The sequence below is a fragment of the Aquimarina sp. 433 genome (genome assembly GCF_054054605.1).
In genome coordinates this window covers 21,541-39,444 of record NZ_JBSWZK010000006.1, presented here as the reverse complement: position 1 = coordinate 39,444, position 17,904 = coordinate 21,541, and the positions used below count along the sequence as shown (strand labels likewise).

The following is a 17,904-nucleotide window of genomic DNA, read 5'->3' as shown; positions in this document are numbered from 1 at the left end:
GTTTGTATTATAATTTAAGATGCATTTTCAAGCAAACAGTAGTTTTATTCTCTTACAATAAATTCACTTCTTCTATTTTCTTGATGCTCTTCTTCTGTACAAGGAACACCATTTGCACATTTATTTTTAAGTCTTCGTTCACCATACGCTTTTCCTCTAATTCTACGCCAATGTATACCGCCATTTCTTATAATATATCGTACCGTCGCTCGCATACGTTTTACACTAAGTCTTTTGTTGTACCAATAGCTTGATCTGCTATCAGTATGCGAACGTACTTCAATTTTTAAATTAGGATTTTGTTGCATAACGGCAATTACTTTTTGTAAGTCAGCAATTGCATCAGGTCTTATTTCATCGTTATCTAGGTCAAAGAAAATCGTATTTAATTGTAAAGGATCTACAATATCGTCACCGATAGAAACAGGTTCGAATGATGTAGACAGTAGTTTTTCTTTTGTGAAATTGATAGGTACATTGTTAAGAGTTTCATAGGTGTTGTCTGATCTAAAAATAATATCATTAGGATTAAGACCATCGATTGCTACTCTTATAATATATTGCTTATCACATTCTACTTCAAAGTTATAACTACCATTATAATCAGATTTGATCTCATTAATCACATTTCCATCTGTATCCAATAAGATAACATCAGCATTTGCAATTGTTTCACCTGTTTTTTCATCAGTAATAATTCCAGTTAAATACTCTTTGCAGGAAGTGATAAGTTCTTCGGTTTGTTTAAAACTATAAATGTCATCATTTCCTTTCCCTCCTTTTCGGTTACTGGCAAAATAACCTGTTCTGTTTTCTTCATCAATAACAAAAGAAAAATCATCTTTTGGACTATTAATAGGTCTCCCTACATTAAATACTTCATAAGAGTTTTCTTCTTTTGGGATAGCAACAAAAACATCTAAACCTCCAAGTCCCACATGACCATCACTGGCAAAATATAATTGTCCACTGTTGCTCACATATGGGAATGTCTCTCTTCCTTCGGTATTAATAGAATCTCCAAGATTTCTAGGCTTCCCATAGCCTCCTCCTGGAAGTATGTCTACGACGAACAAATCAGACTTACCTCGGGTTCCTCTCATATCACTTGCAAAAAACAACTGTTTATCATCAGGGCTTAGTGCCGGATGCGAAATGGAATAATTATCACTGTTAAAAGGTAGTTCTTCAATATTAGTCCACTTTTCATTAATGAATGTTGCTTTATACAATTTGAGTAACACAACACCTTTTCTGCTTTTTCCTAATTTGTTATTGGTGAAATTGTTTCTGGTAAAATACATAGTATTCCCATCCTTGGTAAAACTAGTAGAAGATTCGTGATATTTAGAGTTTATCTTACCCTTTAGTTTTTTAGATTCCTTTGTTGATATATTATCGTCATTTATTTTTGAGGAGAACAGGTCTAAGAAAGGCATTTTATTCCATTCATGTAGTTTTGAATTTTTACTTCTGGAAGAGGCAAAAACAATATTTCCTTTATAATCAAAACTTGGAGCATAATCCGAAAATTCAGAATTTATATCTAATGTATAAGTGTCATATTTACCAGATTGCATTTCGATAAAATTTAAGTAATCTCTTTTGTCAATAAAAGATTTGGCTCGTTTATCATTACCAGTTATCGAATTAAATCTTTCCATAACAGTATCCGCTTCATTGTAACGTTCAGCACTTTTTAGACTTTGCGCATAGCGGAACAAATATTCTGGTTTAATTTGATCAGAAAAATTCGAGATCAATTTTTCATACCACTCGATAGATTCTTCGGGTTCTCCTGTAAAATAAAAGGAATCTGCTAATTTTCTGTATAAGTCTGGTGATGAATATCCTTTCTTTGCAACATCGAGATAGATGTCTCTGGCATTAATATAGGCTAATGCTTCAAAATTTTGATCCGCTTTAGAAAGTAACTTTTCTGTGCTTTGAGAAGAACAATTTATTGATGTCAAAAATAACGTCATGACAGCATAAATAGATACCGTATAAAACGTTTTGAAATTAATAAAAAATGATATAGAACAATTTCCCAAAATGATCCCAGTATTTTAATGTCAATAATTTATTTTCAGGGGTTTTTGAAAATATACTGGAATTAAATTTACAAAAAATTAACAAGAGTACCTTTAGATTGTATTTCTAGATCAGATTTTTCTGTGTTTTATGTGTGTAAATTTTAATCAATTGAAAAAGATAATAGTTTTTAGGAGTGCGTAGTTTTGTGAAATAATCAACTAACTTTGCATCAAAATTATAAGTATGAGTCATAAAGCTGGTTTTGTAAATATTATAGGAAATCCTAATGTAGGGAAATCAACTTTAATGAATGCATTTGTTGGAGAACGGTTATCCATCATTACTTCAAAAGCGCAAACAACACGGCATAGAATTTTAGGAATCGTAAATGGTGATGATTTTCAGGTAATTTTATCGGATACTCCAGGGATTATCAAGCCTGCTTACGAATTGCAGGAATCTATGATGGGATTTGTAAAATCTGCTTTTGAAGATGCAGATGTTCTTATATATATGGTAGAAATTGGTGAGAAAGAACTTAAGGATGAAGCTTTTTTTAAGAAAATTACAAATGCTAAGATCCCGGTGTTTTTATTATTAAATAAAATCGATCAATCCAACCAGGAACAATTAGAAGAACAAGTAAAGTTTTGGTCAGAAAAAGTTCCAAATGCAGAGTTATATCCAATATCTGCGTTAGAAAATTTTAACGTAAGAGAAGTTTTTGAAAGGATTGTAGAATTACTACCAGACTCACCACCTTTTTATCCTAAAGACCAGCTAACCGATAAACCAGAACGTTTCTTTGTAAATGAAGCTATTCGAGAAAAAATCCTGTTGCATTACAAAAAGGAAATTCCTTATGCTGTAGAAGTGGAAACAGAAGAATTTTTTGAAGACGAAAAAATCATTAGGATTAGATCTGTTATTATGGTCGAAAGAGATTCTCAAAAAGGAATTATTATTGGTCACAAAGGTTCTGCACTTAAAAGAGTAGGAGTAGAAGCTAGAAAGGAATTAGAGAAGTTTTTTGGAAAGCAGATACACATAGAATTGTATGTAAAAGTGAATAAAAATTGGAGAAATAATCAGCGTCAATTAAAACGTTTTGGTTATAATCAATAATCATAGTACTTCTAAATTCTTCTAAAACTTTGTTTGTAAGATTTTTATAAGTTATCCAACTTAACGATTTACGGTAAAACTGTATTTGAAAGATAAAACCTTGCATTTAAACGTTTTTATAGGTTTTTCTATGATTTTTTAATGCGAATCTTCTAATTTTGTTACATAACAAATATCTAAAGCCCTAAAATATGATATGAAACTTACTTTAACTTCACTCGTTTTTTAATAACGTTTTACTTTTAAAATTTAATAAACAATAGACAATACAGTTCATGTTATAATGAATTTATTGACTCTTTTTGTCTTGTAATTGTTTATGAAATAACCCAAAATAATTAACCATATTGGATCTCCGAATTCAAAAGAAAAAACTACACAATGTCAATATTTACTAAAAAGCTTAACTCTTTAAGCCGAAAGATAAGCGCAACAAATGTTGGAGCGACTATCTTTAGCCTAACCATGATCGTCATTTTTATGATGACAACAGGATTTAATTCTGTATTAGATAAAAATAATAGTGCTCCTGCTACCGTATGTAGCAATCCATTAGGAGAAGCATTAGGGTATAACGCGTTTGTAAGATATAATACAACACTCAAAGGAGGTGATACCGAAGGGCCTATAGCATTAGGTGGAAATTTAACGATGGATGGTATCATTACTCTAGCGGCACAAACTGCGGGTACTAATTTTTTTAATGGTGATGATCAGCCTTCATCATTAGTGGTAAACGGAAGAATAATTTATACTTCTGGAGAAGGAATTCATTTAAATCAAGGATATGTGAAAGTTGGGGATCTTAATGGTTCTTCTGTATTTGATTTAGATAGAAATAACGCATCTGTAAATACAAGAGTAACTTCTGGAGATTATGATGCAAAACCTAGAGTACAGGTACAAAGAAAACAAGTAGAGAACTCTGTTAGTAATGGAGGTTTAATAGATTTTGAAGCGGCTTTTAGAGCTTTCGAAACGAGATCATTAGATTATAGTCTGTTAACACCAAATCTTACGGTTAGTAGTGATAATAAAATTTCATTAGCTCCAAATACTGTGAATGTATTAAACCTTACGGGAGCTCAACTGCAAAGTCTTCCGTACTTAACTTTTGAGAATACGCCTAATCAAGATACTCCTTTAATTATTAATGTAGATGCGCCAGGTGATTTTGAATGGAATATTTTGAATATTGCTGGAATAGGAGATCCGCAAGGAGCATTTATTATTTGGAATTTTTATAATAATAATAGTATTACACTAAAAGGAGGTTCTACAATAATCGGAAGTTTGTTTGCTCCAAAATCTGATGTAACAAAAGATTCTTCAGGAAATATTAATGGTCAGGTAATTGCTGCTAATTATTATCATATTCAAGGAGAATTGCACCAGCACGTTTTTGATGCTTGTACGGATAACAATATTTGCGAACTTACCGTTGATGCAGGTGAAGATTCTGAATTCTGTGGAGAAGGAGAAGTAACTCTTACTGCTAGAGTTAATGGAGCTTCTGAGTGTGTGGATTGTATTGGGACTTATGGAGTAGAAAATACGAATAACTGTAGAAGAGATCAAGACTACGTGATGTGGTTAACGGATGGGAGCAATCCAAGATGGTTTTCTAATGTAGATCTGGAATGGAATGAGTTGGCAGACGGAACTGCAACGCTTACAGGAACTATTTTTGATCATACCCTTACGCAAACTACGTATGAAGTGAACGCAGTTTTATCTGGAAAAACATTTTCTACACCTGCTAATAGTCCTAAAAACCATGAGTGTAATTCAGAGAATACGAATGATTGGATTTATTATACAGAATTAGCTGGTACAGTAACTAGTACAGATGGATCTTGGTCTATTGATTTATCTAGAAGAGGTCCTTCATTTCAGTTAGGAAATGGAGCAAATGTTACGGAAACGGAACTAGGTAAATTAGGAGCTTGTGGATGGTTCAATACTACAGATGGTCAATACAATAGAGGAGATTTTAACTTTAACTTAGGCGACTGTGTTACAACAACAAATACAGAAGTAAGTTATTTGTGGTCTACAGGAGAAACTACACCTTCTATTACAGTTAATGAAGGAGGAACATATACTGTTACTGTTAAAGATTGTGAGAATTGTGAAGCTTCTGATGCCGTTGAGGTAATCATTAATGAAGCTCCTACGGTAAATGCAGGAGATGATCAGGAAATTTGTCTTGGAGATGAAGTAACATTAACTGCTACTACAGACAACAACGAAAGTTGTGAAAGCTGTGTAGAATATGGTATTCAGGAGACAGAGTATTGTCGTGGAGATCAGAACTATGTGTTGTGGTTAGAAGGAAATAGATTTTTCTCTAACGTAGATCTAGAATGGAATGAACTTGCTGATGGAACTGCAACATTAAAAGGTACTGTTTTTGATTATACGGTAACACAATCTAATTATGAAGTAGACGTGGTATTTACCGGAAAAACTTCGGTAGCACCAGCAAATAGTCCTAAATCACATGTTTGTAATGATGAAAACGAATCAGCATGGGAATATTATACAGAATTTACTGGAACAATTACTAGTGAAGATGGATCTTGGTCAACTAGCTTAACTAGAAGAGGGCCAGCTTTCCAGATGGGTAATGGAGCAAATCAAACAGAAACTGAATTAGGAAAATTTGGAGCTTGTGGTTGGTTTGATACAGATGATAATGAATATCCTGTAGGAGATTTTAATTTTAATTTTGGAGATTGTATTTCCTCAGAAACGAGTAATACAACTTTCTTATGGTCTACAGGAGAAACTACAGCTTCAATTACTGTTTCTCCAGAAGAGGATACTACCTATTCAGTTACTGTTACTAATTGTAATGGTTGTACAGCAACTGATGAAGTAGTGGTAACTGTGAAATCTGCTGTGGTAGATGCAGGAGATGATCAAAATGTATGTTTAGGGGAAGAAGTAACACTAACAGCTACCGGAGAAGGTACATTTGTATGGTCGACAGGAGAGACAACAGAAAGTATTACAGTATCTCCGACAGAAACAACTACATATACTGTTACAGCTACTAGTGGAAGTTGCGAGGCTACAGATTCGGTTACGGTGGTAGTTAATGATCCAGTGATTGTTGATGCTGGTGAAGATCAAGAGATTTGTTTAGGAGAAGAAGTTACTTTAACTGCACAAGCTACAGGTATAGATAATTGTGGTGATTGTATAGAATATGGTATTAAAGATACTGACTATTGCAGAGGAAGACATCATCAGTTTGTTGTTTTCATAAATGATAACGGAACCAGATTATGGTTTAGAAACGTTGATCTTGTTTGGAGTGAAAATGCTGTTGATGGAACTGCAACGTTAAAAGGAGAAGTATTTGAATACAATTCCACGAACACTGCTTTTACAGTAGATGCTACCTTTACTGGATTTACAGATACACCGCCAGCAGGAAGTCCTAAAGCAAGTTCTTGTCAAACAGAAGATGCAACAGGTTGGGTATATTATACAGGAATCAGTGGAACGATTACACAAATTGGAGGTGATTTAAGTTATGATATCTCCAGAAGAGGTGAAGCTTTTCAGGTAGGAAATGGTGCTAACGTATTCGAATATACTCCAGCTGTTTACGGAGGATCTGGATGGTTTAACTTAGAAGGAAACCCAGATTCGTTTGGAGATTTTAATATAAACTTAGGAGATTGCATTTCTCAAGGACAAGGACAAGTACAGTATTTATGGTCTACAGGAGAAACTACACAAAGTATTACCGTTTCACCTGAAGAAGATACTACATATACTGTTACAGTAACTGGATGTACAGAGTGTGTTGGAGAAGATGAGGTAACTGTTACCGTTGATAATGCTACTGCAGATGCTGGTGATGATCAAGTTATTTGTGTTGGAGAAACAGCTACATTAACAGTTGTTGGAGAAGGAGCTATTCTATGGTCTACAGGAGAAACTACAGCAAGTATTGATGTTTCGCCAGATGCTACAACAGAATATACAGTTACAGTAACCAATGGTGAGTGTTCTGCTACAGATGAGGTAGTAGTAACAGTAGGTTCGGCTACAGCCGATGCTGGAGATGATCAAGTTATTTGCGTTGGAGAAACGGCAACACTAACTGTTGTTGGAGAAGGAGCTATTCTATGGTCTACAGGAGAAACTACAGCAAGTATTGATGTTTCGCCAGATGCTACAACAGAATATACAGTTACAGTAACGAATGGAAACTGTTCTGCTACAGATGAAGTAGCAGTTACAGTAAATTCAGCAACTGCAGATGCAGGAGAGGATCAAACAATCACGGTAGGAGAAACCGCTACACTAACAGTTGTTGGAGAAGGAGCTATTCTATGGTCTACAGGAGAAACTACAGCTAGTATCGAAGTTTCACCACAAGAAACTACAACATACACTGTTGCCATAACTAATAATGGATGTACAGCAACTGATGAAGTTACTGTATTTGTAGAAGGTTGTTCACTAGTTGCTGACGCTGGAGAAGATCAGGAAATCTGTTTAGGAGAGGAAGTTGTATTGTCGGTAGAAGGGGAAGGAGATATCTTATGGTCTACTGGAGAAACAACTAGAACTATAACAGTATCACCAGGAAATACAACTACTTATTCTGTAATTGTTACAGATGGAGCTTGTGAATCTATGGATGAAGTTATAGTAGGAGTAACGATATTAGAGGTAAGTGCTGGAAGAGATAGATTTTTATGTGAAGGTTTTGGAGAGGAGGCAACTTTAACAGCTTCTATCGGAGATAGTTATTTATGGTCTAACGGAGAAACAACAAGAACTATTATTGTATCTCCACCAGTTACTACGAATTATACAGTTACAGTGACTACAGGAAACTGTAGCGATTCTGATGAGGTTACCGTATTTGTAGATAACTGTGATGAGAGTATTATAAGTACAAAACTATATCCAACAGTACTACATTCTGGAGAAGATATGACCATAGATATCATGTCTAAGAAAGAACAAAATGTAAGAGTAACTTTCTACAATATGAATGGTTCAAGAATGACTCCTACAAAAGAGTCAGTAATTACGAATGGTAAAAATTCGTTAGTGTTTAACATGACACAATCAATGGAATCAGGAGTGTATGTAGTGAAGATACACAAAGAAGAAGGTGTTGAATATAAGAAGTTTATTATAGAATAATACTTTCTTCGATATAGCTTAAAATTTGAAAGCGCTCTAAAAAGTAACACTTTTTAGAGCGCTTTTTCTATCTAACAATTTCTTAACTCTAAGAATTCGTAAAATAGACGTAATTTATTATTATGGTAACATTAAGGATATATGCATTATTGAATTTAGCTAGCTAACGCAAATCAAATTAATAATGAAAATCTTTAACAAATCAAGTCTATTTGTAATTGGGGCTTTAGGATTATTTTATTCTTGTAATCTCGATGATTATCAAGGTGGAGGTGGTAATACAGACGACCTTACGTTTAACAAAATCGGAGGATTTATCAACGGAACTGGAGATGAAGGCTTTGCAGAAATTTCTGCTTTTGATCCAGAAACAGCAAAACTGTTTGTAGTTAATCCTAATGATGTGGAACTTTCTGTATGGGATCTTTCTAATCCTTCGAATCCAGTAGCTGGCACAGATATTTCTTTAAACGGAATTCCTAATAGTGTAGCAGTACATGATGGACTGGTTGCTGTAGCGTTAGAAAATGCAGCAGATAAACAGGCAAATGGTACAGTAGCAACATACGATGCAGATTCACAAACTTTGCTAACAACCTATCAAGCAGGAGCATTACCAGACATGGTAACATTTAGTCCAAATGGCAAATATATTATAGCTGCAAATGAAGGAGAGCCAAACGATGAGTATACCATTGATCCAGAAGGTTCTGTAACGATTATAGAAGTAGCAACAGGTCAAGTGCACCAAGTAACGTTTACTAGATTTAATGGTGTTTCTATTGGCAATGACTTTAGGGTTTTTGGTCCAAATGCAACATTTGCTCAGGATATAGAACCAGAATATATAGCTGTATCTGATGATTCTAGAACAGCGTATGTAGCATTACAAGAAAATAATGGTATTGCTGCAATAGACTTAAGAACTAAAACGGTACGTTATATTACTGGTTTGGGAACTAAGGATTATTCATTACCAGAAAACCAGATCGATGCGAGTGATCGAGATGATATTGTTGGAAACTTTCAGAACTGGCCAGTATTAGGGTATTATCATCCAGATGCTATGACATTTGCTAAAATACGAGGAGCGAGATTTTTAATTACTGCAAACGAAGGTGATGCCAGAGATTATGATGGATATTCTGAAGAAGAAAGAGTAAAAGATTTAACACTTGATCCTACTGCATATCCAGATGCTGAGACATTACAATTAGACGAAAACCTTGGACGTTTAAAGACAACTACTGCTAATGGTGATATAGACGGAGATGGTGATGTAGATCAAATCTATGCTTATGGAGGAAGATCTTTTACCATTTGGACTACAACAGGAGCAAAAGTATACGATAGTGGTGATCAGATTGCAAGAACCGTATTTGAATTTGATCCTAGCGCCTTTAATAGTAATGAAGGAGATGGAGTAGATAATAGATCTGATGATAAAGGAGCAGAGCCAGAAGCTGTAGAAGTGCTAAAAGTTGACGGAAGTACGTTGTTGTTTGTAGGTTTAGAAAGAACAGGAGGAGTAATGGTGTATGATATTTCTAATCCAGTAAATCCGAGGTTTATCGATTGGTTGCGTGATGCCGCTGATATCTCTCCAGAAGGATTGATTACAGTTAAAGCAGAGGATAGTCCAACAGGTAATGCTTTGGTGATTGTTACACACGAAGTATCTAATTCTGTGGCTATCTACGAGGTGAAATAAAAGCATCCATAAAAATTTTGATGTTTTACAGTAACCAACTTATATAGATTTGTTTATATCTTTGAGGTAAGTAATTATTTCACTGACTGACTATCAATTATGAAAAAGTTCAATAGGTCGATGCGCTGACCGTTGAGCTTTTTCGTTTTTTACACCTATTTCATTACATTTTATTTACTTCATCTTACAGGATCAATAGTTTAGGAAGAATAAAAAGACTAATTTTGCACAAATTTTAGAATTCGAGATAATGAGCAATATAGTGGCAATTGTAGGGAGACCAAATGTAGGAAAATCTACTTTTTTTAATAGACTGATCCAAAGGAGAGAAGCTATCGTAGATGCGGTGAGTGGAGTTACTCGTGATCGTCACTATGGTAAGAGTGATTGGAATGGAAAAGAATTCTCATTGATCGATACAGGTGGTTATGTAGTTGGTAGTGATGATATCTTCGAAGCAGAAATCGATAAGCAAGTAGAACTTGCTATAGATGAAGCTGATGCAATTATCTTCATGGTAGATGTAGAATCTGGTATTACTGGTATGGATGAAGAAGTCGCTAATCTGTTGCGCAAAGTAGATAAGCCCATTTTTGTAGCGGTAAATAAGGTTGATAATGCCAAAAGAGCTGCCGATGCCGTTGAATTCTATAATCTGGGATTAGGAGAATATTATACTATTGCTAGTATTAACGGAAGCGGTACAGGAGAATTATTAGATGCTTTAGTAGACGCTCTGCCAGAACAAGAAGAAGAAGAAGTTTCTGAGCTACCACGTTTTGCTGTAGTAGGAAGACCAAATGCTGGAAAATCGTCTTTTATCAATGCCCTTATCGGCGAAGATCGATATATAGTTACGGATATCGCGGGAACTACAAGAGATGCTATTGATACCAAGTACAATCGTTTTGGTTTTGAATTTAATCTTGTAGATACTGCAGGAATCCGACGTAAATCTAAGGTAAAAGAAGATTTAGAATTTTATTCCGTAATGCGATCGGTAAGAGCGATAGAACATAGTGATGTATGTTTATTGTTAGTAGATGCTACGCGAGGATTTGATTCACAAGTGCAGAATATATTTTGGTTAGCAGAACGCAACCGAAAAGGAATTGTAATTCTGGTAAATAAATGGGATCTGATCGAAAATAAGGAAAGCAATACCCTTAAAGATTTCGAAAAGTATATTCGTAAGCAAATAGAGCCATTTACAGACGTGCCTATTGTGTTTATCTCTGCATTAACCAAGCAACGTATATTTAAAGCCATTGAAACGGCTGTAGAAGTGTATAAAAATCGTTCTAAAAAGATCAAAACGAGTGTTATGAACGATACCATGCTTCCTATTATTGAGCATAATCCACCACCTGCGTATAAAGGAAAGTATGTAAAGATTAAATACTGTATGCAATTACCTACACCCCAACCGCAGTTTGCATTTTTCTGTAATCTACCGCAATATATCAGAGATCCGTACAAACGCTTTATCGAGAATCAACTACGTAAGCAATTTGACTTTCACGGTGTACCTGTTGCAGTATATTTTAGGAAAAAGTAATTTTGGAAGTGAAGAAGTCTACATTGGTTATTTTAGTTCTTGTTGTTATGCTAATTTCTGGTGTAGCATGGTTTCTAAAAAAGGCTTCTCAAGAGGTGTTGACTGCTTTTGGTACAATGAATAGTAGATTGCAAACTAATTCCACTTCTGTAGCAAAAGATAACGATTCTTTATTAACTCTGATAAGAGATGAAGAACATGTGGTAAAAGCTAAAGAAATAGAAGTGTTAGTTGATGATTTTGGAAAGTATTTAGAATCTATCAAAGAAGAGATGTTAGGGATTAAAGATCCAACGAATTATGAAAAAATGGATCAGGCTAACAATATGTTTTTTACAGAAAATGGTCTTTCTGAAAAAGGATTAGAATTCCTAAATACGATCAATCAGTTTAGAGAAGAAATACTTAGTAGGGTTGATGATAATGGATTAAAAACCGATATCTCTGAAAAAATAAACACAAATGATGTGATTGATAGATCAGGAAAAAAACACAATTGGCTAATCTATAATTTTAAAGACTTTCCATTAGTAGCGAGCATAACCAAACTTACCCAAATGCAATCAGATGTTTCCAGTATCGAATCAGATATCTATAGAGCGTATTTAAGAAAACAAAAATAGACTACTAGTCCATTTTCACTTTAACTGTAAGTTCTTCGAAGTTTGCAACTTTGCAGGATCATCATGTATTGAGATTTTGAAGATTGTATAAAAGATAAAACCAATTATGATATATAATGCCCACATATTACATAGGTATTATCCGTTATTGAAGTCTACAACCTAGCGGCAGGAAAGGTATCTATATTTATCATGATAAATTTTAAAAATAGATATTATGCCTGGTAGAACTAACGGAGATCAACCCAATGATGATAAACCTAAAAATATATTTGAACGTGTTAAAAAGGCGTATAAAAAACGACAGGAAAGGAAAGCACGAGAAAGACAACGAAGAGAACGACAGAGAATAGAGGCAGCTAGACGCATTAGCGGATCTAGAGAGAATATAGAATGGCGGCAACAACAACGTAGAGAAGAACGAGAACGTAGGTTAGCAGCACAAATAGAAAGAATAGTATCTAATGTTAGGGTTCTTGATCCACGAGAACCTGTTGTTGAAGCTAGATTAGCAGAACGACAACCAGAAGATCTTAAACCAGGCAAACTCTATAGGAGTAGAGAGAATGGATATGATCCCTATGTAAAAGCTCAATATGTAGAAGAAGTAAATAATACATCACAAAAAGATCTTGATACATCAAATACAAAAGAGATTTCGAAAGAAAAACTTACAAATCTAACCGAACAACCTAAAGAGAAAGCTGAAAAAAGCGAAAAAGCTAAAGCTAGAGAACAAGATAAAAACAATAGAAATAGCCAAGATAGCACCAGAAGTAACAAAAGCAAGAAAAGAAAAAGCCAAGGCAGAAATATATGATGGTAACAAGATAGTGCAGATTTGCAATCCGTTTGATTCCGTACGATGATGTTTCTAAGATACTTGTAGCATCATTACTAATTCATAATCTAAATCTGATAATTTTTAGTTACAAACTTTTAAGAGCCATTGTTAAAAAAGAGATTGCCGACGTAGACAATCTCTTTGTTTCTTATAATTCGCACGGATTACAAATTCGCGTTATCGGGTTGATGCTTTAATTAGAGATTATAATGCTAAAAAAGTATATTCTTAATCCATGAAAAAACCAGCTACAACATCATTGTAACTGGTTCTTAATATTTATAATCCTTCTTTGATCGTTACGCTAAGTCAGGAGACTTTGCGCAGCTGGTCTTTATCTTTTATTATTCCTACCTGCCAATCTTTATCGGCACGAGCCTGGAGGCATCGCGCTAGCTGTTACTTTTTTTTGCTCGCGCTAGATTGGGGAATCACCTCAACCACATATACTAGATAACTTTTTTTGAATTGTTCACCATTTACTTTGATTGACAAATACATCATTATTATTAATTAAAACTGCCAAATAAAACAAAAACCACTCCGAAGAGTGGTTCCTAATTTAAGTTACTAAAATCTTAATTAAAAAAATAAATAAAACTTATTTTTCATCCCCAAAATACGTGATATTGGTTAATGCACCGATATAAATTCCTAAATGTCCTTTGTTCTCTTTAGAAAAAACTCCTTTTATTTTAATTTTCTTGTTAGAACAATCTAAGAGCTTATTTTTTGCAAAAAGTTCATTATTATTATTGTCCAATAAATTCTTTTTATAATCAAAATCAATCCAAATTCTTTGTTTCACACTTGAACTTTTATCATTTGTAATTGCAGCTTCTTCTAAACCATAAAAAAAATAACCGTTTAATTCAATTTTTTTTTCATGATATAAATTAGGGTTTTCCAGAATTTTATCTATTGACACTTTTGTATAATCGTCTTCTTCATAGGACGTTGTTTTGTATGTTCCAATACTAGCACAACCATTTAAAAAGACAATTAGAATCAAGAACTTCATTTTCATAAATATTTAATTAATCAAAAGAGACAAATTTTTGTTTTTTGGTATCATATACTCTTCTTATTGAAGGTTTTCTGACATAAGTATTATCGATGCTTGGATTAAATTCAGGAACAGGAGTTATGCGCTTGTATACTTCATTTCTCCCCAATGGAGCTATGTAAGAATTAAAATAACTTGCGGATTTTCCTCCTAATGCATTGCTAAGACCATAATTAACTCCACCAAATCTATAGTTTAATCTCATATCTGTTTCTCCATCTTGAGCTCTTAAATAATTTTCAAATTTAACAGCATTTATTTCACTTGCCGGCAAGCCTCCTAACGCAATGCTCCCCATATCGAAACCTCTATCTGAATCATATGCATGGGCTAACTCATGTCCTAATTTAATATGACTCTTGTTGAACCTAACGCCATCATGACGACCCGCATCATCTTGAGAATAGCTTATACTATTGGTATTTGGGTCAAACGAATTATCTAATGCATTACCTGAATTAGAAATACTATAACCAGCTGAAGACTCTTGTAATTTTCCAATTATTCTACTTCCTTGCTTAGTATCTCCTATTTTATCTAAATCAGCTATCGCTTGTTTTAAAAACCCATTATCTTTTCCATCATATTCTTCCCCTTTGGTAATATTTCCATCTGAATCCTTGGAGTAATGATAGGTTTTTCCATTTTCATATAAAACAGAATATTTATTACCGTCATTATCTTCAATTCCAATGGTTATATAATCTCCATTATAATCTAGATATAGAATAGGATTATTTGCTCCGTATTGATATGGAGAAATAGGCATAAAAGTTTCCGAATACCTATCCATATTCATAAATCTACCTAATGCAGGGTCGAAATTCCTAGCTCCAAAATCTAACCAAGCTAAACCAAGTTCATCTTGTTCTTCCTTTCCATTATAGCTATAAGGATGTTCACGTCCAGTAATCGTACTATTATACCCCTTATGTGTTAACCCAAAGGGATAGTAGTTATTCTCTTCTAAGATTTCGTTTTCAGCTGATCCTAGGATTACATTAATATTTCCATCTTTGTTTTTATCGGAATAGGATAATCGTATATTTCCTAAATGATCCTTATACTGGTATACATAATCGTATTCACCATTTCCGTTTGGTTCTATATATCCTTCCGTATGATTAAAGAATTTAAGCTCTTCTTCTGGTTGTGGGCAACCACTACAAGTAGAAATACTACTTTTTTCATAGATATAATTACCCGCATAGGAGGTGATATTGGATGCGCCATTATTATAAGTCACTCTTTTACTTAATTTAGTACCTAAAGCATCGTAGGTATACGAAATAGAACCAATTAAAACAGGAAATAATCCAGAATTATCGGTAAAACCTATACTAGTGGGCAAGTTTAAATGATTATACGTAATATTAGAAATTTCTTTATTATTATCTTTTGTCATATTTCCATTCTCATCATAAAGATAATCATTTCCAGAAGTATTTTTATCATTAAATCCAGTGGTAATGCCACTGTTATCTGTTACACTAGTTAATTGATTTCCAATTTCATTTTCATTGTAATTGTAAGTTAACTGATCCATTACCCCAAAACTATTGGCATTTTCAGTTAAGTGCCCATTTCTGTTTAAAGCAGTGATATTACCATTTTTGTCATAGGCAATACTACTTAGACTATATCGCCTATCTGTGGTGTTATCTAATCCAGCAGTAATACGATTTAGTGCATCATATTGGTATCCATAGGCTCTTTTTATATTATCATTCACCGTTTTCCAACTGGTTTCACTAATATTTCCATTATAGAGTGGGGTAGCACCTAGATTTTCTGTAGTAGTACTATAGTTAATTGCAAATCCAAAGAGATCTCCATTATTGGTGGTTCCCTCATTAATGTTTTTTAACCATCCACGCACATTATAGGTATAATCTACTTTTTGTAATCCACCACCAACTTCTTTGGATTCCAATTGTCCAAGTGCATCATAGGTATTGGCTACCATATGTTCTTGAGCTTGATTGTTAATGGTTTGTTTTTGATCTAACAATCTTCCCATATGATCGTAGGTAAAAGTATCTACAGTCACAATAGGAGTGTTGCTTGCTTTGGTATGGGTAGTTTTAGTTTCTAATACCTTCCCAGCAAAATCTAATCGGGATTCTATAATATCTACGGTATTCAAATACTCATTAGTACTATGCACATAAATCGGTCTTCCTTTTGCATCATAATAGGTTACCGTAGTTATCCAATCATCTGTACCTAATACACGTACTTTGGTTCCTGTAGGCAATCCTTTTACATCAGAAGTTACTGTTTGACCGAATACCGTTCCTGGATTCGCAACAGAGTGATCAAAGGTATAGTTATCATAATAGTTAATGGTATAGATCAATTTGGTGTCTGGATACGCATTATCTGAATAGTAAATAGTTGTGTTTGCAATACTTGATGCTGAGTTTTGTTTGGTTTCAAATTGTACCAAATCACTATTGTTAAAAGCATTTTGTTGTAGTCCAGCTCTAGTGGTCACAAAGGAATGTTCGTGTAATCCTGTATATGCAACTCTACCAAAGGCATCATATTTAGTAAACAACCATTCTTTATTAGGTCTTTGTATTCCATCTTGTGTCATCACGGGTTGATCCAGTTTGTTGTATATGATATATTCTATATCCTTGCCAGGAATCTTTTTTTCTACCAATCTATTTCTGTAATCATAAATGTATTGGTAACAGAGTTCTGCAAGTTCTATGTTTGATACACCATCTGTTATATCCACTTTTGGTGGAATGACATAGGTAAGATTCCCAAAATCATCATATACATAATAAGTATCATGTTCTATACCATCATTAAAAGTACGTTTTAGGATCACTCTGCCCAGTTTGTCCTTGTATTCTCTGGTCGTATGATCATTAGGGTGTGTTTGTTCTGGTTGCCAGTTTTCATCTTTGGTAGTAGTTACCAAAAGTTCGTTTGGGTCATAATTCCCTTCCTGTACCAAAATAGGAACTTCGGTGTTTCCTTCATGAAAATTCACCCAAAAATAGGCTACTTCATCTGCTAGATTAGTATTCCAATCAAACTTAATGGTATGATCAGTATCTGCTTGGGAATCTGCTTTCCAATCTTTTCCGGGAGCACCTTGTTCTAGTACACGATTTAGTGGAGAAGGTTCGAAGATACTTTCAGAATAGGCATTAAAATTGGTTGTATCATCCTGATCAATTCCTGCAAAATCACTACTGTATTTGTTTTTATAATACGCATTGATATCGGTAATGATATTTACTGGATCATAGGCACCATTGGTGGCACTGACTTTTTCAAAAGGTAAATATTGTTTGTCTTGTCTTCCATATACATCATATGCAATATGAGTTACAATATCTCTTTTATCAGGAGAAGCTTTGATACCGATCTGCTGCTTCGCTCTTCCAAGTCCATCAAAATAGGTAATGCTCTCTATGACATCGCTATTGTTTTTTACCTCATCAAAGCTTGTTTTTTCTTCTTGATACACTCGAGTAAATACATAATTTTCATTGGTATCTAAAGAAGGTAATAGGTATGGATCTTCTGTGATTACAGCAGAGAATGTGGTTCCTGATTGTATCCAAGTCGTTGGTTTAATGATAATGGTTTGTCCAGCCCTTACATTTAGTAAAGCAGGATCACTGGATGAGTTGATGGTTTCATCCTGTACGGTTACAGTATCTGCAACCTGACTATATGCTGAGATGCCTACAAAAAGTAAGGCAACAGTTATGTATGGAAATAGTTTTTTCATCTGTT

9 protein-coding genes are annotated in these 17,904 nt (G+C 34.1%); 6 read left to right on the top strand and 3 right to left on the bottom strand.

Translation table 11 applies throughout. From position 1 onward, the window contains the following. Positions 1-44 precede the first annotated feature (44 nt). Positions 45-1,985, bottom strand: coding sequence for an OmpA family protein (locus ACWNT5_RS13435; protein WP_456517610.1), 1,941 nt, complete (start codon positions 1,983-1,985; stop codon positions 45-47). A gap of 295 nt (positions 1,986-2,280) precedes the next feature. Here ACWNT5_RS13435 and era point away from each other — a divergent pair, with 295 nt between their 5' ends. From era to ACWNT5_RS13405, 6 genes are all read left to right on the top strand, one after another. Then, positions 2,281-3,162 (top strand): GTPase Era, encoded by an 882-nt coding sequence (gene era / locus ACWNT5_RS13430; protein ID WP_299606065.1) that lies wholly within the window; start codon positions 2,281-2,283, stop codon positions 3,160-3,162. Positions 3,163-3,543: 381 nt separating this feature from the next. Continuing rightward, positions 3,544-8,340: a collagen-binding domain-containing protein gene (locus ACWNT5_RS13425; protein ID WP_456517609.1), complete on the top strand. Its 4,797-nt coding sequence runs from the start codon at positions 3,544-3,546 to the stop codon at positions 8,338-8,340. 184 nt (positions 8,341-8,524) lie between these two features. Next, positions 8,525-10,051 carry a choice-of-anchor I family protein gene (locus ACWNT5_RS13420; RefSeq protein WP_456517608.1) on the top strand — a complete coding sequence of 509 codons (1,527 nt, stop codon included), beginning with the start codon at positions 8,525-8,527 and terminating at the stop codon, positions 10,049-10,051. A gap of 250 nt (positions 10,052-10,301) precedes the next feature. Further along, on the top strand, positions 10,302-11,609 hold the full coding sequence (der, locus tag ACWNT5_RS13415) for a ribosome biogenesis GTPase Der (RefSeq protein WP_299606071.1): 1,308 nt from the start codon (positions 10,302-10,304) through the stop codon (positions 11,607-11,609). Positions 11,610-11,617: 8 nt separating this feature from the next. Then, complete coding sequence (locus tag ACWNT5_RS13410; RefSeq protein ID WP_299606074.1) at positions 11,618-12,232, top strand: hypothetical protein; 615 nt, start codon at positions 11,618-11,620, stop codon at positions 12,230-12,232. Positions 12,233-12,449: 217 nt separating this feature from the next. Then, positions 12,450-13,052, top strand: a complete 603-nt coding sequence (locus ACWNT5_RS13405) for a hypothetical protein (RefSeq protein ID WP_299606077.1) — start codon at positions 12,450-12,452, stop codon at positions 13,050-13,052. 625 nt (positions 13,053-13,677) lie between these two features. On the opposite strand, the gene ACWNT5_RS13400 is transcribed toward ACWNT5_RS13405, so the two are convergent. Continuing rightward, a complete protein-coding gene (locus tag ACWNT5_RS13400) occupies positions 13,678-14,097 on the bottom strand; it encodes a hypothetical protein (RefSeq protein WP_299606078.1) in 420 nt (139 codons plus the stop codon). Between the two features lie 16 nt (positions 14,098-14,113). Next, on the bottom strand, positions 14,114-17,899 hold the full coding sequence (locus tag ACWNT5_RS13395; protein ID WP_299606080.1) for a DUF6443 domain-containing protein: 3,786 nt from the start codon (positions 17,897-17,899) through the stop codon (positions 14,114-14,116). Between the last annotated feature and the right edge of the window lie 5 nt (positions 17,900-17,904).